The sequence below is a fragment of the Streptomyces lothianensis genome (assembly GCF_047779955.1).
In the GTDB taxonomy this organism is placed as follows: Bacteria; Actinomycetota; Actinomycetes; order Streptomycetales; family Streptomycetaceae; genus Streptomyces.
Window position 1 is genome coordinate 1 of record NZ_JBLMKT010000083.1, and the last position, 13,945, is coordinate 13,945.

At 70.2% G+C, this 13,945-nt stretch carries 13 protein-coding genes; all 13 read left to right on the forward strand.

Annotated elements, in window-relative coordinates; translation table 11 throughout:
- The first annotated feature begins 688 nt into the window (after window positions 1–688).
- The 13 genes from ACLF6P_RS28820 to ACLF6P_RS28880 all read left to right on the forward strand — a co-directional run bounded on the left by ACLF6P_RS28820 (window position 689) and on the right by ACLF6P_RS28880 (window position 13,890).
- Complete coding sequence (locus tag ACLF6P_RS28820; RefSeq protein ID WP_415954349.1) at window positions 689–1,252, forward strand: hypothetical protein; 564 nt, start codon at window positions 689–691, stop codon at window positions 1,250–1,252.
- A gap of 70 nt (window positions 1,253–1,322) precedes the next feature.
- A complete protein-coding gene (locus ACLF6P_RS28825; RefSeq protein ID WP_415954350.1) occupies window positions 1,323–1,607 on the forward strand; it encodes a hypothetical protein in 285 nt (94 codons plus the stop codon).
- 120 nt (window positions 1,608–1,727) lie between these two features.
- Window positions 1,728–2,375, forward strand: a complete 648-nt coding sequence (locus tag ACLF6P_RS28830) for a hypothetical protein (RefSeq protein WP_415954351.1) — start codon at window positions 1,728–1,730, stop codon at window positions 2,373–2,375.
- A 609-nt stretch (window positions 2,376–2,984) separates the two neighbouring features.
- A complete protein-coding gene (locus tag ACLF6P_RS28835; RefSeq protein ID WP_415954352.1) occupies window positions 2,985–6,521 on the forward strand; it encodes a DUF3560 domain-containing protein in 3,537 nt (1,178 codons plus the stop codon).
- A 161-nt stretch (window positions 6,522–6,682) separates the two neighbouring features.
- A complete protein-coding gene (locus ACLF6P_RS28840) occupies window positions 6,683–6,859 on the forward strand; it encodes a hypothetical protein (protein ID WP_415954353.1) in 177 nt (58 codons plus the stop codon).
- A 94-nt stretch (window positions 6,860–6,953) separates the two neighbouring features.
- Window positions 6,954–7,763 carry an LPD29 domain-containing protein gene (locus tag ACLF6P_RS28845; RefSeq protein ID WP_415954354.1) on the forward strand — a complete coding sequence of 270 codons (810 nt, stop codon included), beginning with the start codon at window positions 6,954–6,956 and terminating at the stop codon, window positions 7,761–7,763.
- 56 nt (window positions 7,764–7,819) lie between these two features.
- Complete coding sequence (locus ACLF6P_RS28850; protein WP_415954355.1) at window positions 7,820–8,542, forward strand: protein phosphatase 2C domain-containing protein; 723 nt, start codon at window positions 7,820–7,822, stop codon at window positions 8,540–8,542.
- Window positions 8,543–8,632: 90 nt separating this feature from the next.
- The gene (locus ACLF6P_RS28855; protein WP_415954356.1) at window positions 8,633–9,250 is read left to right on the forward strand and encodes a hypothetical protein; all 618 of its coding nucleotides are present in this window, start codon (window positions 8,633–8,635) and stop codon (window positions 9,248–9,250) included.
- An 82-nt stretch (window positions 9,251–9,332) separates the two neighbouring features.
- Entirely contained in the window at window positions 9,333–10,229 is an 897-nt protein-coding gene (locus ACLF6P_RS28860) for a class I SAM-dependent methyltransferase (protein ID WP_415954357.1), read from the forward strand.
- Between the two features lie 104 nt (window positions 10,230–10,333).
- The gene (locus ACLF6P_RS28865) at window positions 10,334–10,948 is read left to right on the forward strand and encodes a hypothetical protein (RefSeq protein ID WP_415954358.1); all 615 of its coding nucleotides are present in this window, start codon (window positions 10,334–10,336) and stop codon (window positions 10,946–10,948) included.
- Between the two features lie 157 nt (window positions 10,949–11,105).
- Entirely contained in the window at window positions 11,106–11,720 is a 615-nt protein-coding gene (locus tag ACLF6P_RS28870) for a hypothetical protein (protein WP_415954359.1), read from the forward strand.
- 38 nt (window positions 11,721–11,758) lie between these two features.
- Window positions 11,759–12,217: a hypothetical protein gene (locus tag ACLF6P_RS28875; RefSeq protein WP_415954360.1), complete on the forward strand. Its 459-nt coding sequence runs from the start codon at window positions 11,759–11,761 to the stop codon at window positions 12,215–12,217.
- A 125-nt stretch (window positions 12,218–12,342) separates the two neighbouring features.
- Window positions 12,343–13,890 carry a ParB/RepB/Spo0J family partition protein gene (locus ACLF6P_RS28880; RefSeq protein WP_415954361.1) on the forward strand — a complete coding sequence of 516 codons (1,548 nt, stop codon included), beginning with the start codon at window positions 12,343–12,345 and terminating at the stop codon, window positions 13,888–13,890.
- Window positions 13,891–13,945 lie beyond the last annotated feature (55 nt).

Consider the following 13,945-nt stretch of genomic DNA (forward strand, 5'->3'; position numbering starts at 1 on the left):
TTGCTCCGCAATTCGGCCTGCAGAAATTCGCTCCGCGAATTCCTGGGGCTGGCTAGGGTGTTGGGGTCTGTCTGATTTCGGCTTTCCTACTCATTTTTGAGAATCCGTCACATTCTCTAGATCCTCGGGCCGTTCCTATTCTTCCGGCCCTCTTCTCTGCCTGCCCGTTCTTCAATTTGAATAAGATCAACATGGCGTGGCCGGCTTCGCCATTCTAGGCAATTTTCGCGAATCCTCCGAATTCCCTTTGAGGAAAGGGGAATTGAGGTTTCCGTATTCCGTACTGGGTTCGTCCCTCCAGGCCTTCCCACACGGGCAGTGTGGCAGCGCGGAGGCCAGTCGACGCGCAGCACCCACACACCAGCCCCACCCCCAAGCGACACCGCCGCCCACAGCCCGACTCCCTCTTTCCTCAGTCAGGCACAGGGCACAGGAAACGCACAGGGGGATGTCAGTTCCCCGACCACACGCGGAACCCTTGGTTGACCTGCGGATACGTCGACCCTCCCGAAGGAGCTTGCGCAAGGGATGTTGCAAGAGAAGGCGCAGGCGTTGTTGCAAGAGAAGGTGCAAGAGATGTTGCAGGTCCGGGCGTTTCGGGTGCCTCCCCGAGGCAGAGAGTGTATTATTGATTTTGTGGTCAGGCGGCAACCTGACTGCGTCTCAACCACCAACACGAGGAGCCCCCTTGGAAACCGAAACCGTTGAGGCGGCAAGCCGACTCACGATCCACATTGCTGGAGAGCACGAGACCGATGCATTCATCGGTCTGACGCTCATTCCCCTACTCAAGATCCCCACGGCGATCATCGAATTCCGGCACCCTACCGGCGCACGCGTTTGGTGGGAAGGCTGGTGCGAGGCCGCCGAAATACTCGACAGGATTTTCCCCGAGCAGGTCGACGCAGGCGAATTGCGTGAACCCGAGCTCACCATCAATTCGTTTGTGATCCTGGACGACGCACCCCGACGCGCAAAAGTCCGAGCCCGGAGCGCGGCAGTAAGCCCCGACGGAATCGGCGCACTGTCCATCACTGTCGGAGGTCTGACGATCGCGTGCGCTTCTCGGGACGCGGTCGAGTGCCAGGTAAGCGGGTGGCGCGAGGCCTACGACATGTTCGCCCGTGACGGAGGCTTCGGACTGCCGTCCGCCGACGAGGTGGCCGCGCGCGTTCGGGCCAACCACGCGCGCCACGGGGTCAACGAGCTGTCCACGGCCGCCGAGGAGCAGCGGGCAGGCCGGACGCAGTGACGCACTCAGGGTGGGGTGACCGCCGGTTGCCCCACCTTCCCGCAGGCTCAGCCACCAGAGAGGGGACACCATGACCGCCACAGGACCGATCGGCCAGGGGCAGCGCGTGCGGATCGAGCGCCGCCCCGCCCGGAGCCTGGCCGCCTGTGCCCGCCCGAGGACCGCGCACCGGCCTGCCCCGTGGCCAGAGGTGTGGGAAGGCACGGTGTTGCAAGTGGCCTATGAGGACGACGAGTTGACCGAGGTCGAGATCTACGGCAAGCGCGCGAGCACGGGCGAGACCAAGCGCGTTGCGTTCAGCCTCAGCCGGAACGCGTTCTTCCGTACGACGGTGACGCCGCTCAAGTCGTCGTAACTCGCTACGTCCGGGGGGTGATTGTGGGTTGAGATCACCCTCCGCAAGAGCGTATTATTGATTCTGCGAGTGAGCGGCAACTCACCCGCCACCAACTCACCAACCCAAGGCAGGGGAACCATGAGCGAATACCAAGACCACGTACGGCAGACCCTCGCAGGGCAGAAAGTCGACCCGGGCGAGGATCTCGGCAAGGACGCGATGCGGTGGACCCCCGCACCCGTCGGCGACGCCGAGACGGACGACGCCATGCACACCGCCGCCGACACGGCACGCGCGTTGCTCAACCGAGCGGCGGACGCTTACGTGTCGCTCCTGAACGCCGCACTCGGCCCCGGAACCCACCACATGGTGGCCAACGCCAGCACGCCGCACGGTGACCTCACCGAAGGCCAGCACGTCACCGGCGTGGGTGACGCCCTGATCCTCGACGAGGTCGCATCCACTCGGGTGTGCACCGTAATCGCCGCATCTATGGTCGGGTACGCGACGGGTTCACTAGTCGTGCGGACGTTCGCCCCCGACGGATCGGAGTTCGTACGCGGCTGGAAGGTCCGGAACTACTGGCTTCAGCCGCTCACCGCCGAGGCCATCCGGGAGGCGTACTGCACCGGCCCCGACGGCGCGCCGTTGGCCCCGGAGCCGGGAGTCGAGTACCGCCAGGCCGAGCGAGTACCGCGCCCCGCTCAGGACCAGGCCGAGACGGGCGACCGGGCGGCCAGCCGCACCGCGCCCCGGGACAACCGGCCCCCGAACCGCCGCAGTTGAGCACCACCCCGCCGGGCCGGTCGCCCGACCGGCCCGGCGGGAAGGCCCTGCCTCCCCTGCCTTGCCTCCCGGTGTGAGCGGCAACTCACCCGGCACCAACCCGACCAGGAGTGACCCGACATGACCACGTCCACGCACCCCGCCAGCAGCGCCCCCGCCCAGTGGCAGGGCCCGGCCCCGGCCGACGTGCCGGAGCCCACCGCCCCACCCGCCGAGCAGCCCCGCGCGGCGGACGCCCGAGCGATGGCCCTACCCCGCAACCTGGCCCGCCTCACCGCCCAGGCCGAGGAGGCCGGATGGACGGCCACCGTCCAGACGCAGCCCGGACACTGCACACTGCTGCTCACCGCCCGTCAGGAAGCCGGGGAAAGCGTCCTGCGCTGTATGTGGCGACTCACCGCCCGGGGGCACCGCTGGGACGGCGCCACGCTCACCCGCTCCGGCCAGACGGCCGCCCAGGGCATCGCATGGCGCGCCGTCGCGGACCTGGTGACCGCCGAGGCGCCCACCGCCCGCACTCAGCCGGCCGCGCCGGACCGGGCGGACGCTCCCGCGCCCCGTCCGGCCGAGACTTCGGCCCCCCGGCAGCGTGCCCGTAAGGCGCCATCCGTGACGGAAGTCGAGCGCGCGCTTAGGGCGGCGGAGGAGTGGCCGGAAGCGATGGAAGCGCGGTCGCTGGGCGACCGCTACGAGGGTGAGTTCCGGCGCTCCGACCTGCTGTCGGAACTGTCCGTGTGCGGCGAGCGGTTCCCGTTCCGCTTCCATTTCACGTCCGGCGGCGGACACACCGTGAGCCTTCCGACGGGAAACGTGCGCGGCACGTGGGGCAAGGTCACGGGGGCCGCTATCGCGTACGTGATAGCTGAGCGTCCGGCGGCGGTACTGCGGGCGGCGGCCGAGACGGCGCGCGTGTACGGCATCCATGCGGAAGTCGCGGCGTGCAAGGCGGAGGAGAACGCACAGACAGCCGTGTCGGTCGGCATGGCGCGCGCTGCCCTGGACACGGTCCGTGCGTTCGCCCAGCGCATCGATTGGGACGGGCTGACGGAAGAGCAATACGCCAGCGCCCGGGGCGCGATCCGAGAGGCCGAAGAGTGTGCAGAGGGGGCAGAGTCCGCGTACGGGCTGGGCGACGCCGACAGGGCCCGTTGGGAAGCGCGCGACTGCATCGCCGTCGTGCGCTGGTTCGGGCTTGACGTGCCGTCGGCTCAGGAGTGCGCACAGCGTGCGCCGGAACCGCGCGCGGTTGGCGGGCGGGTGCGGCCCCATGCGTCAGCGTTCCTGCTGCGCATCACCCGCCCGGGGTGGGAGGAACCAGCCGAGACGACCGAGGTTCCGGCCGGCGACGCTCCGGCCAGTAACAGCGCGGCACCGGACCTTCCGGCCGAGGAGAAGGAGACCACGAAGACCCCGGCGGTATTGCCCGACGTCGTGTCGGACCCCGGCGGGGTGGACGGGTGGGCGACCGACGGGGGCGCGGTTGAGGTGCTGCCGGTGATCTGCCACGGCAACACGGGCGGGGTGTTCCCCGTGGCGTTCCGTGGCCCGTACAAGGGCACGGTGCGGGTATCGCGGGCGTGGCTGACCGAGCGTGCGCGCCGCGCGCTGACGGAGGCGGAGGAGCACGCGGAGACGTGCGCAGAGTGGCGGCGGGATGCGTACGAACTTCACCAGGAAGCACGCCGGTCGGCGGGTGTGCTGGGGCCGGATGTGTGGGTTGCGAAGGAGACGGCGGGGGCATGGGCCGCGCGTGCGCGTGACGTGTCGTGGGCCGCAGACAAGCAACGCCAGGACGCGCGGGATGTAGTGCGGTGGTGTGAGCGTGACCTGTCCGCGCTGGAGTCGGAAGCCAGGGAGGCCGGGAAGCGTGCGGCGGCCGGTCGCAAGTTCCTGGCCCGTGCAACGGCCGGTGACGTTCCGGCGGGGCGCGGGGCGTGGGCGTCGGCCGACGGCGGGGCGGCGGTGATGTTCGAGCTTCCGGCGTGCGCTGAGGTGTCGCCGGACATGGAACACGCGCCGGGCATGGCGGAGCGTCGCGCATACGTGGATCTCCTCGCGGACGCCGTGGCGGCCCGTGACGAGGGCCGCGCGCTGACCGGTCGTGACTTCCCGTCGAAGAAAGCGCACGGGCGTACGGGCGGGATTGAGAAGGGACAGGCGTCCGCGTCGGTCAAGACCCTTGTTCAGCCGTGGAAGGCGCCGAAGATCCCGGCATCGGGTAAGGCACCGACGGCCGCTCAACTGGAGGACTGGCAGGACGGTTACGCGGGTGCGCCGGTCGTGGCGGAGACACAAGCGGCGCCGGGCGTGTGGCTGCCCATGGCTGCCGTCGCGTTCGCCGAGACAGCAACGGCGAACGGGTGGACCGTCGCCATGCAGCGCCAGGGCGCCACAGTGACCGTGCGCGCCGGGGGGCGAGCCACGGGCAAGGTTTTGGGCGAAGTGCGCGCCGTGTGGACGGCCGGTCTGTACGACGTGACCGCCTCAGGTGCATGGGTGGACGGGGTCCGGCTGAACACCGTGGCGACGCTCCACGCGGTGAACTCCACCGTTGCCCAGCAATGCAAGGCTCCGGGTCCTCTGACCGAGGACACGCGGCCGGACGCGCACGCCGATGCGGCCGACCTGGACGAGTGGGAGGGCGAGGGCGGAGCGCTCGCGCGGGACGGCGGAGAGCTCCGCCCGCCAGCGATCCGTGCCGAGGTGTCCGCGCGGGCAGCGGACGTAGTGTCCGACCCGTCCGGGGTGGACATGTGGGAGGCGGAGGGAGGCGCAGTGCCGGGCGTCGACCCCCCGTCCCCCGTCGCGGCGGCCGCGGCGGTTATGCCGATCAACTGGGCGAAGCCCGCCGGGCGCGGTGACTGCGCGGCAGCAAACACGTGTAGCGGATTCGGAGTGCTCCTGTGGGACGTACCCGGCTGCGCTCCGCGCTGCGCCGAATGCGCCGCACGGATCATGGGCCACTCACCGGCGGAACTGCGCGCGCTCACCCTGCCCGGGGACGTCGCCGAGGCAGAGGAGGAGGCCGAGGCAGCCGACATCGTCATCCGGCACACCCACGAAGACGGCACCACCGTTGAGGGCTCCGCCAAGGGTGACGGGGTGTGGGAAGCACTGCGCCCACTGGGCTGGACCTACCGCCGCACCCCCGGGATCTTCATCCGTGGCAGCCGCTACAAGGGCGCCGACCGCTGGAAGATCAACCGGGCCGCAGAAACGGTGCGCGCACTCGGACTGTCATGCGCCGTGGTGATCGAAGAAACCATGTCGTTCGCCGAACGGGAGGCCGCCCGCGTAGACGCGGCCGAGGGCCGGGCGCAGCGGTACGCGGACCGCTCCGGACGTGCGGCGACATCCTCGCAGGCCGCGCGGGATGCCTCGGACCGGATCGGCGAACGGTTCTGGATGGGACAGCCGATCTTGGTAGGTCACCATTCGGAAGGGCGCGCCCGCAGGGATCAGGAGCGCATGCACAACGCCATGCGCAGGAGCATCGCCGAGGGCGAGCGGGCCGGTTACTGGGCCAACCGTGCCCAGGCGGCGGAGGCGTACGAGCGGTACCGGAAGAACCCGGGGCGCACGCTGCGCCGTATCGAGAAGCTGGAGGCGGAGCGGCGCAGCGTTCTGCGGGAGCGGGACGGCGTCGACGACAAGGGCCGTACGGCTGATGTGTGGCGACGCGCGCCGTCCGAGGCGCGCCACCAGGAGCTGACGCGCCGTCTGGCCGAGTACGACGACGAGCTGACGTACTGGGCGGAGACCATCAAGGAGGCGGAGCGGCGCGGCTTCAAAATGTGGGGTCGGGCCGACTTCATCAAGGGTGATTTCGTGCGGTGGCGGGAGTCCTGGTACGAGGTGACCCGAGTCAACGCCAAGACGGCGACCGTGCCGCACATCCACGCCGCGTTTGATGGCGGCGCCGTCGGCGCCGTCGGCGGCCGCCGCGTGGTCACCCGCGCGGCAACGGCTGAGACCCGGCACAGGGGCAGCACGTACACGCTCCCCTACAACGAGGTGAGCGGGCGCATGTCGGCCGAGCAGATGCGGGCCGCCCTGGCGGGCGAGGCGATCCCAGCCGACCCGCGCGACACCACCCCGGAGCACGCCCCGACACCGGTTTCATTGCCGCCGTCGGCGCCGGCTTGACCGTCACCACCGCCTGATCACCCCACGGCCGGGCGCCCACGGCCCCGGCCGTCCCATGAAGTCTCAGAGGAAGCACAGTTATGCGGCTGAGTGAGCGCCGAGCGACCTCCCTGAACCGACGCGCGAGGTTTCTGCACCAACACCGGAAGCAGCGAGCCACGTTGCCGTGTCTGGAGACCGGCGGGACCCAGGTCTACGCCTACTGGAGCCGCGGTGAAGGCCTGGTGGTGTCCGTCCATCTGGACACCGGCGAGGTTCCCGGCGACCTGATCAGCCCGGATGGAACGATCCCGATCCGGATCACGGTCAACGGTGAATGCGTCTTCAGCGCCGACTGATGTTGACCCCCTCCCCGCAAGAGCGTAATATTGATTTTGCGGGTGAGCGGCAACTCATCCGCCGCCAACCCAACTCGCAGCAGAAGGACGGGACATGGACTACATCGACACCAAGCACGTGGCCGCCGAGCTCCGTAGCCGCCTGAAGAACGCGTTCCCCGGTGTGAAGTTCAGCGTGCGCAAGGGCACCGGTACCGCCTCCGCATGGATCTCCGTCTCCTGGACAGACGGCCCCTGCACGGCCGACGTCGAAGAGCGCACCCGCCCCATGCAGGGCGCGCAGTTCAACGGCATGGAGGACCGCTACGAGTCCACCGACAACAGGGTCACCGTCACCGTCAAGGGCCGGAAGGTCACCGGTAAGCCCCTGGTCGACGGCATCAACACCCACCGGGACGTCTCCGACGACGCCCTGAAGGCCGCCGCCGTCCTGTGGTCCGAGGCCCACGACGGCACCGAGCCCCCCGCCAGCACCATGCTCGCCGCCTGCGTCATCGACGGCCACGTCATCCGGGAGAACTGGGCCCCGCAGCAGATGTTGCAGATCGCCAGTGACGTTGTCCTCCCCCAGCGCTGGGCCGCCGCCCAGGAGCAGACCGCCTCGCAGGCCACCGCCCGTCCGGCGAACGCCCGCGAGCAGGGCGACGAGGGTGAGGAGGGAATCACGCTCCAGCACACGGACGAGGACGGCACGACGGTCACCGGTACGCGCAGGGGCGACGGCGCCGCCGGCGTCCTCAAGCGCCACGGCTTCAAGTGGCACCGCAAGAACCAGTACTGGTACGCCCCCGGCAGCCGCGACCAGCGGGCCGACACCGCGTTCATCACTGCCGTCGCCGCCGACCTGCGCGCCGAATACCTGACCGTCACCACGGCGCAGCCCGAGCCGACCCCCACCGCCTGACCGCCCCACGGCCGGGCGCCCACGGCGCCCGGCCCGGCCTGCCTCCCGGAGTCCTCATGCCCACCCACGCTGCCTTCCAGCTCATCGGCGACCGCTCCCACCAGTGCGACGCCACCGCCACCTACACCCACCACGGCGCCCGCGCGTACGCATTGTGCGACGGCGTCGGCTCCAGCGACGCGGTACGCGAATGGACCCGCACCGCGGCCCGTCGGCTCGCCAGGGCCGCCGCTGTCCGCGCCGACGCCGAGACCGGTCTGAGGGCCGTTTACGAGGCGTGCGCCGCCGAGCCGGACCGGCAGGACCCGTACGCCCGCTACGACCTGCCCGCCGCGTGCGCCGTCGTGGCCGTCACCGCCCCCGGCAAACAGCTCAGCGTCGCCTGGTGCGGCGACGCCCGCGCTTACGTCCTCGCCCCGCGCGGCACCGTCCACCGCCTCACCGACGACCACAACCTTCGGCGCGTCTTCCAGGGCAGCCGCAACCGCATCACGTCGTGCCTGGGCGCGACGGAGACCGATGCGGAGACGAAAGCCCAGTACGGGCATCCCGCCATCGAGTCCATCACTCGTAGCGCGGAGAACTGCCGTCTGCTGCTGGCCAGTGACGGCGCGTACGAGCCCCTCGAGGACTCAGCCCGCAACCTGGCCGACTACCTCACCGGCACGCCGAGCCAGGCCGCGCGGGACGTCGCCGCCTCGGCGATCGGTCACGCCGGAGCCTACGCCGACAACGCAACCGCCCTGGTCGTCGACCTGCGCACCGCCCGCACCAGATAGGCCGCGGGTCGCACCCCGGTAACCACCTCCGAGCCGACCACCCGAACCGGCCGGGCGTCCCAGACGCCCGGCCCACCGAGCGGAGCCCTCATGTCCACGTACTTCGCCTCTCATCTCACCGGCGGGCACCCGCCCGCCGCCGTCACGGACCTGGCCGCCGTCGAGACGTGGGAGACGGACGGCGGGGCCTGCGCCGGCGTCCAGACGCCCCGCGCCCCGCAGGCCGCCCCGAGTGCCCCCGGCAGCGCCCGGCGGATGTTCATCGCCCGTTGTGCTGTAGGGACTTCCGGGTACCGCACGGCGGACGGCCTGGCCCTGACGGTGCACCGCGCTGAGGAGGACGGCGGCGCAGCTCTGTGCGGCGCTGCCCCGGCATGGTGGGAGTCCGCCGATCTGGGACAGGCCCTGCGCCGGGTGTCCTGTCACGACTGCACCGAACTGTGGATCGAGCGGGCAGGTATCGGGCCCCGCTGGCAGGTGGCCGACTGCATGCGGTGGAGGGTCTACCGGACCGAACGCAACCGGTATGGGTCGCCCATCAGCGTGTTCGACGGCTACGTCACCCGCTGGGATCGCGTCATTGCCCACCGTCGGTGGTACTTCTACCACTCCGCAACGACGGCCGGTGTCCACATCTCTGCATACCCCCGCGACGGCGACAACCGCAAGGAGTGGTGGTTCCCCGCCACGCCACAGCCCAGCGCGTAACGCCCCTCTCACCGAAGGTCCGACGCCGGTCCGGGCGGCACCCCAGACCGGCACACCCCTCCACCGCGAAAGGCGGCATGTCATGGCCGGAAAGCTCAGCAAGGAGCAGACCAAGCAGCACAACCGGGCGTGCGAACTGGTCGACATGGACCGGGACTTGACCGAGGAGGAGCGGGAATTCGTTCTCGACCACTTCCACGAGTCCGCGAACATGGGCCGCACCCTGGACGGCGCGTTCTTCACACCGGCCGAGCTCGCCGGCGAACTCCACCACGTGGTTCCGGGTGAGCGCATCATCGACCTGTGCGCGGGTATCGGACGCCTGGCCTGGCACGCCCGCGACTACTGGAACCGACGCTGGGAGCGTCTGCCGCCGCGCGAGATCGTGTGCGTGGAGAAGAACCCGGAGTACGTGAAGGTCGGGCGGCGCATCCTGCCGGAGGCCACGTGGATCTGTGCCGATGTGCTCGACGTGCCGGGCATGAACCTCGGCCTGTTCGACTGCGCGATCAGCAACCCGCCGTTCGGGCGGATCAAGCGCACCTCCAACGCCCCCGGCTATCGGGGTCCGTTGTTCGAGTTCCACGTGATCGCGGTCGCCGAGACCCTGGCCCGGCGGGGAGCGTTCATCATCCCGAGGGAGTCCGCCCCGTTCCGCATCGAGACCGGATTCATCTCGCAGGACTCGCCCGCGTACGAGCGCTTCCACCGCGAGACCGGGATCAAGCTCCGCCCCAACCCCGGCATCCCCACGGACGAGTACCGCGACCAGTGGCGCGACGCCTCACCGGCCGTTGAAATCGTGGTGCACAACCGCGGCGAGGACGAGCTGGAGGCCCAGGCGGAGCAGGCCGCGCGGGCGGAGCAGGAAGACCTGTTCTCCCGCCCGCGCAGGCCGAGGGCCGAGCGCACCTGCGTGGCCCCCGGAGCTGCGCAGTCGGCCGGGTTCGGCGACGGCGGCGGGGACACCCTGTTCTGAAAAGGGATTGATCAGCTCCCCTGAAGGTGTATTATTGATTTTGCAGGTGAGCGGCAACTCACCGGCCGCCGGCCGACCCGCAACGAGCAGACAGGGAACCGCACATGGGTGCATGCGGACACGACATCACCGCCGGAATGCTGGTCTTCGACCGGGAGGACTTCACCGCCTACCGGCCCGGCTCGGAGCCGGTCTGGCTGGTCGAGGAGGTGACCGGACATGAGGAGCGCCACCCGGTGGGCGGAACCACCATCTACAGCACGTACGCGCATGTCCGACACGCCGAGGTTCACGGCAGGGACACCACCCCGTCCAACTCCGGCTGGACCGGCACCAAGCCCGTGGGACGGCTGGTCGAGGCCGCCGCCGAGGACGACCACACCAAGCCGGGCGCCTTCCGCATGGACCGCGCCATGGTCGCCTTCCTGCGCGCGACCCGCTTCCGGGGATCCACCTCCGACGACTACCCCACCGTGCGCGACCTGGTGAACGCCGCCCCCTACGACCGCCACGGGTTCCTGGTGGGCGCGCGCACCGTCACCCCGCACGGCCTGCGGTACGAGCTCGGTGCCCTCTCGGTCTGCCTGGGGAACCTGTTCTGCGACCTGAAGGCAGGCCGTATGACGGCCTTTGGCCTGGAAGCGGGCGGCATCTCCGTGACGCTGCTGGACGCCACCCGCGAGGCCCTGCGCACCGCCCACTCGGCCGTCAGGGCCTGACCGTCCCGCCGGGCGTCGACCACGGCGCCCGGCCCCCAACCGGAGGAGCGGCAACGCATCCGGCACCACGTGAAACAGGAGGACGCACCATGACCACCACCTGCCCGACCGCACCGGCCCCGGACAACCCCTCCGGCCACGCCCGCGAGGACACGCGATGAGAACGCCGACCGCCCGCCACCGCTGCCCCTACCGGCCGGGCGCACCCTCCTGGTACGTCCGCGCCACCCGCAACGCCCTGCCCGCGAGCCGCTTTCCCGCCGCCGACCGCCCGCAGCTCACCGGAGAGCAGGTGACCGTGTCCGTGGACCACTCCGGCGAGGACGGCACCGCCCACGTGACACTTCACATCGGCCGCCATCTCGGCAAGCCGCCACGCCCCGGACCGGCCCGCGACACCTGGCTGCGGGTGCATGACGACATCACCGCCCGCCTCCAGCAGTCCGGGTTCGCCACCGTGCCGACCAAGGCCGGCGTACGGTCCACACCACCCCGGCCTGAGCCGGTCGCCGTCCACCTGGAGCACGCCAACGTGTTCCGTGACGGGCTCGACGCCTTGGGCCGCTACCGCATCTGGTGCCCCGAGCACCCGCACCTGTCCGGCCGCCTGCAGAACGCTCACGGCCTCGGATCGCAGGTGTTCACCTACGTCTACGCGACCGACAAGGCCCGGCATCCCGTCTGGCCAACGGGCCTTCGCACCCTGCGCGCCGCCGCCGAAGCCTGGGCCGCCCACATGGGCCTACCCCCGGTGTCCGTGACCGAGATCTGACCGCCCCGGCGCGTCCGCACCCACCCGAAGGAGCCCCCGTGTCCGACCGTTCCGCGCTCCAGCTGTACATCTACGCCCTGCCCGAGGAGGACCGGGCCGCCGCACAGCTCGGCATCGACGACAACTGCCTTGAGCCGTGCGAGCCCTCCAGCAGCGACATCACGCTCGGGGTGCGCTACCAGACCGAACAAGTCCCGGTCGGCTCCGCACACGGTCTTGCTGTGCATCTGCTCGCGAGCGCCCCCGGTACGGCGTTCGAGTTGTGGCAGGACCCGGTATTCGAGCACGCCGGCCACTACGTGGCTCACCTTCCCGGCATCGGCACCTACGAGGGGCCGTGCGACTCCCACGGCTCCCCTCTCGTGAAGCTCACCGAGGTACTCGACACTGTGGCCACGGCCCCGGACAGCCCCTCCGCCCTCCCTGAGGACGAGTTCACGCGCCATGGGCCGTTCTTCGCCGCCCTGCAGCGCGCCCAGGCCGCACCGCGCTCGTGACCTGCACGGCTACCTGACTCACCCTCAGAAAACAGGTGTTGCCCCTCCCCCGGAAAAGCGTATAATTGATTTCACGAGCAAGCGGCAACTTGCTCAACACCAACCGACCGCACGAGGAGCAATCCGTGAGCGACACCACAACCACCACACCGATGCAGCGGGTCACCCTGCGGCTCGGCCAGATCCGCGTCAACGAGAACAACGTCCGCCGGGACCTCAGCCTGGACGAGAAATTCCTCAAGTCCATCGCGGCCAACGGCGTGAAGGTCCCCGTCGTAGTCCTGCCGCTGGGCGAGGACACCTACGAGCTGAAGATGGGCCACCGGCGCTACTTCGCCTCCCGGGCCGCCAAGGAGACCGAACAGGAGCAGGACGCGATCGAGGTCCCCGCGTACGTGCTCGACCCCTCCCTGCGCGAGGCGGGCGAGGACTTCATCGACCAGCTCATCGAGAACGACGACGACTACCGCCGGGGCCTGACCGAGCTGGAGCAGGCAGACGCCCTGTTCGGCGCGGTCGGCGCGGGCATGAAGCAGGCGAGGATCGCCGAACTCACCGGCCGCACCCGCAAGGACGTGTCCCAGGCGGTGAAGACCGCCAAGACAGTGGGTGATCGGACCCGTTCGGCACTCGCCGAGACCGGCAGCTATGACCTCGACCTCGAAGTCCTCGGTGTGCTGGGCGAGTTCGACTACGACGCCGACGCCGTAGACCGGCTGCTGGAGGCCCATGCCAAAGGCCGCTTCGAGTTCCAGGTCCAGTGGGAGCGCGACGACCGCGCCGAGCAGCAGGCCCGCGCCAAGGTCCGTCCGCAGCTCCAGGCGGCCGGGGTGCGGCTGGCCGAGGACTCGGACACCCTTCCGTCGACCGCCGAGCAGCTCGCCGAGCTGGACGGCCCGGACGGCAAGCCCATGAGCGCCGAGGCCCACACCGGGTGCCCGGGCCACGTGGCGATCTGGGCCGAGAACCCCCAGGAGCCCGGCGAGGTGGACTACCTCTGCACCGACCCGGACCACTTCGGCCACCGGCCGCCCCAGGAAGACGCCCCCAAGACGGACGACGAGGCAGACGCACAGCCGACCGAAGCGGTGGAAGAGGCCAAGCCGTCCGAGCCGTCGCGCGAGTACGTCAAGGCAGGCAACAAGGTCTACCGCGCCGCCGAGAAGGCCCGGCAGGCATGGCTGAAGGACCTGATCGGCCGCAAGACCGCGCCGAAGCCGCTCGCCGCGTTCATCACCGAGCAGCTCCTGACCTGCCCTAAGCCGGTGGCCCAGTGGTCGGGCGACATCGGCCGCCACAACCTCATCAAGGAGCTGACCGGCTACAGCACCCTGACCGAGCGCACCAAGACGGCGACCCCGGCCAAGCTCACTCTGCTCAACTTCGCGGTGCTCGCCGCGACGTTCGAGAAGCGGATGAACGAGGTTCGGACCTGGCGCACCGACCGCACCGCCCGCTCCTCCGTCTACGAGCTGCACGAGATCCGCGGGGACGCCCGCACGTGGCTGACGTTCCTTGCCGAGATCGGCTATCCGCTCTCCAGCATCGAGCAGGCCGTCGTCGACGACGAGCCCTTCCAGGAGGGCGAGCCGGACGCGGACGACACCGACGCGCAGGCCGACGAGGACACCTCGGACGGCGCGAGCGCCGAGGACTCCGAGGAATCGTCCTGACCGCTGCCCGGGCCGGACCGCGCGGTCCGGCCCGGGCCCCCTCCCCTCTGCGTGC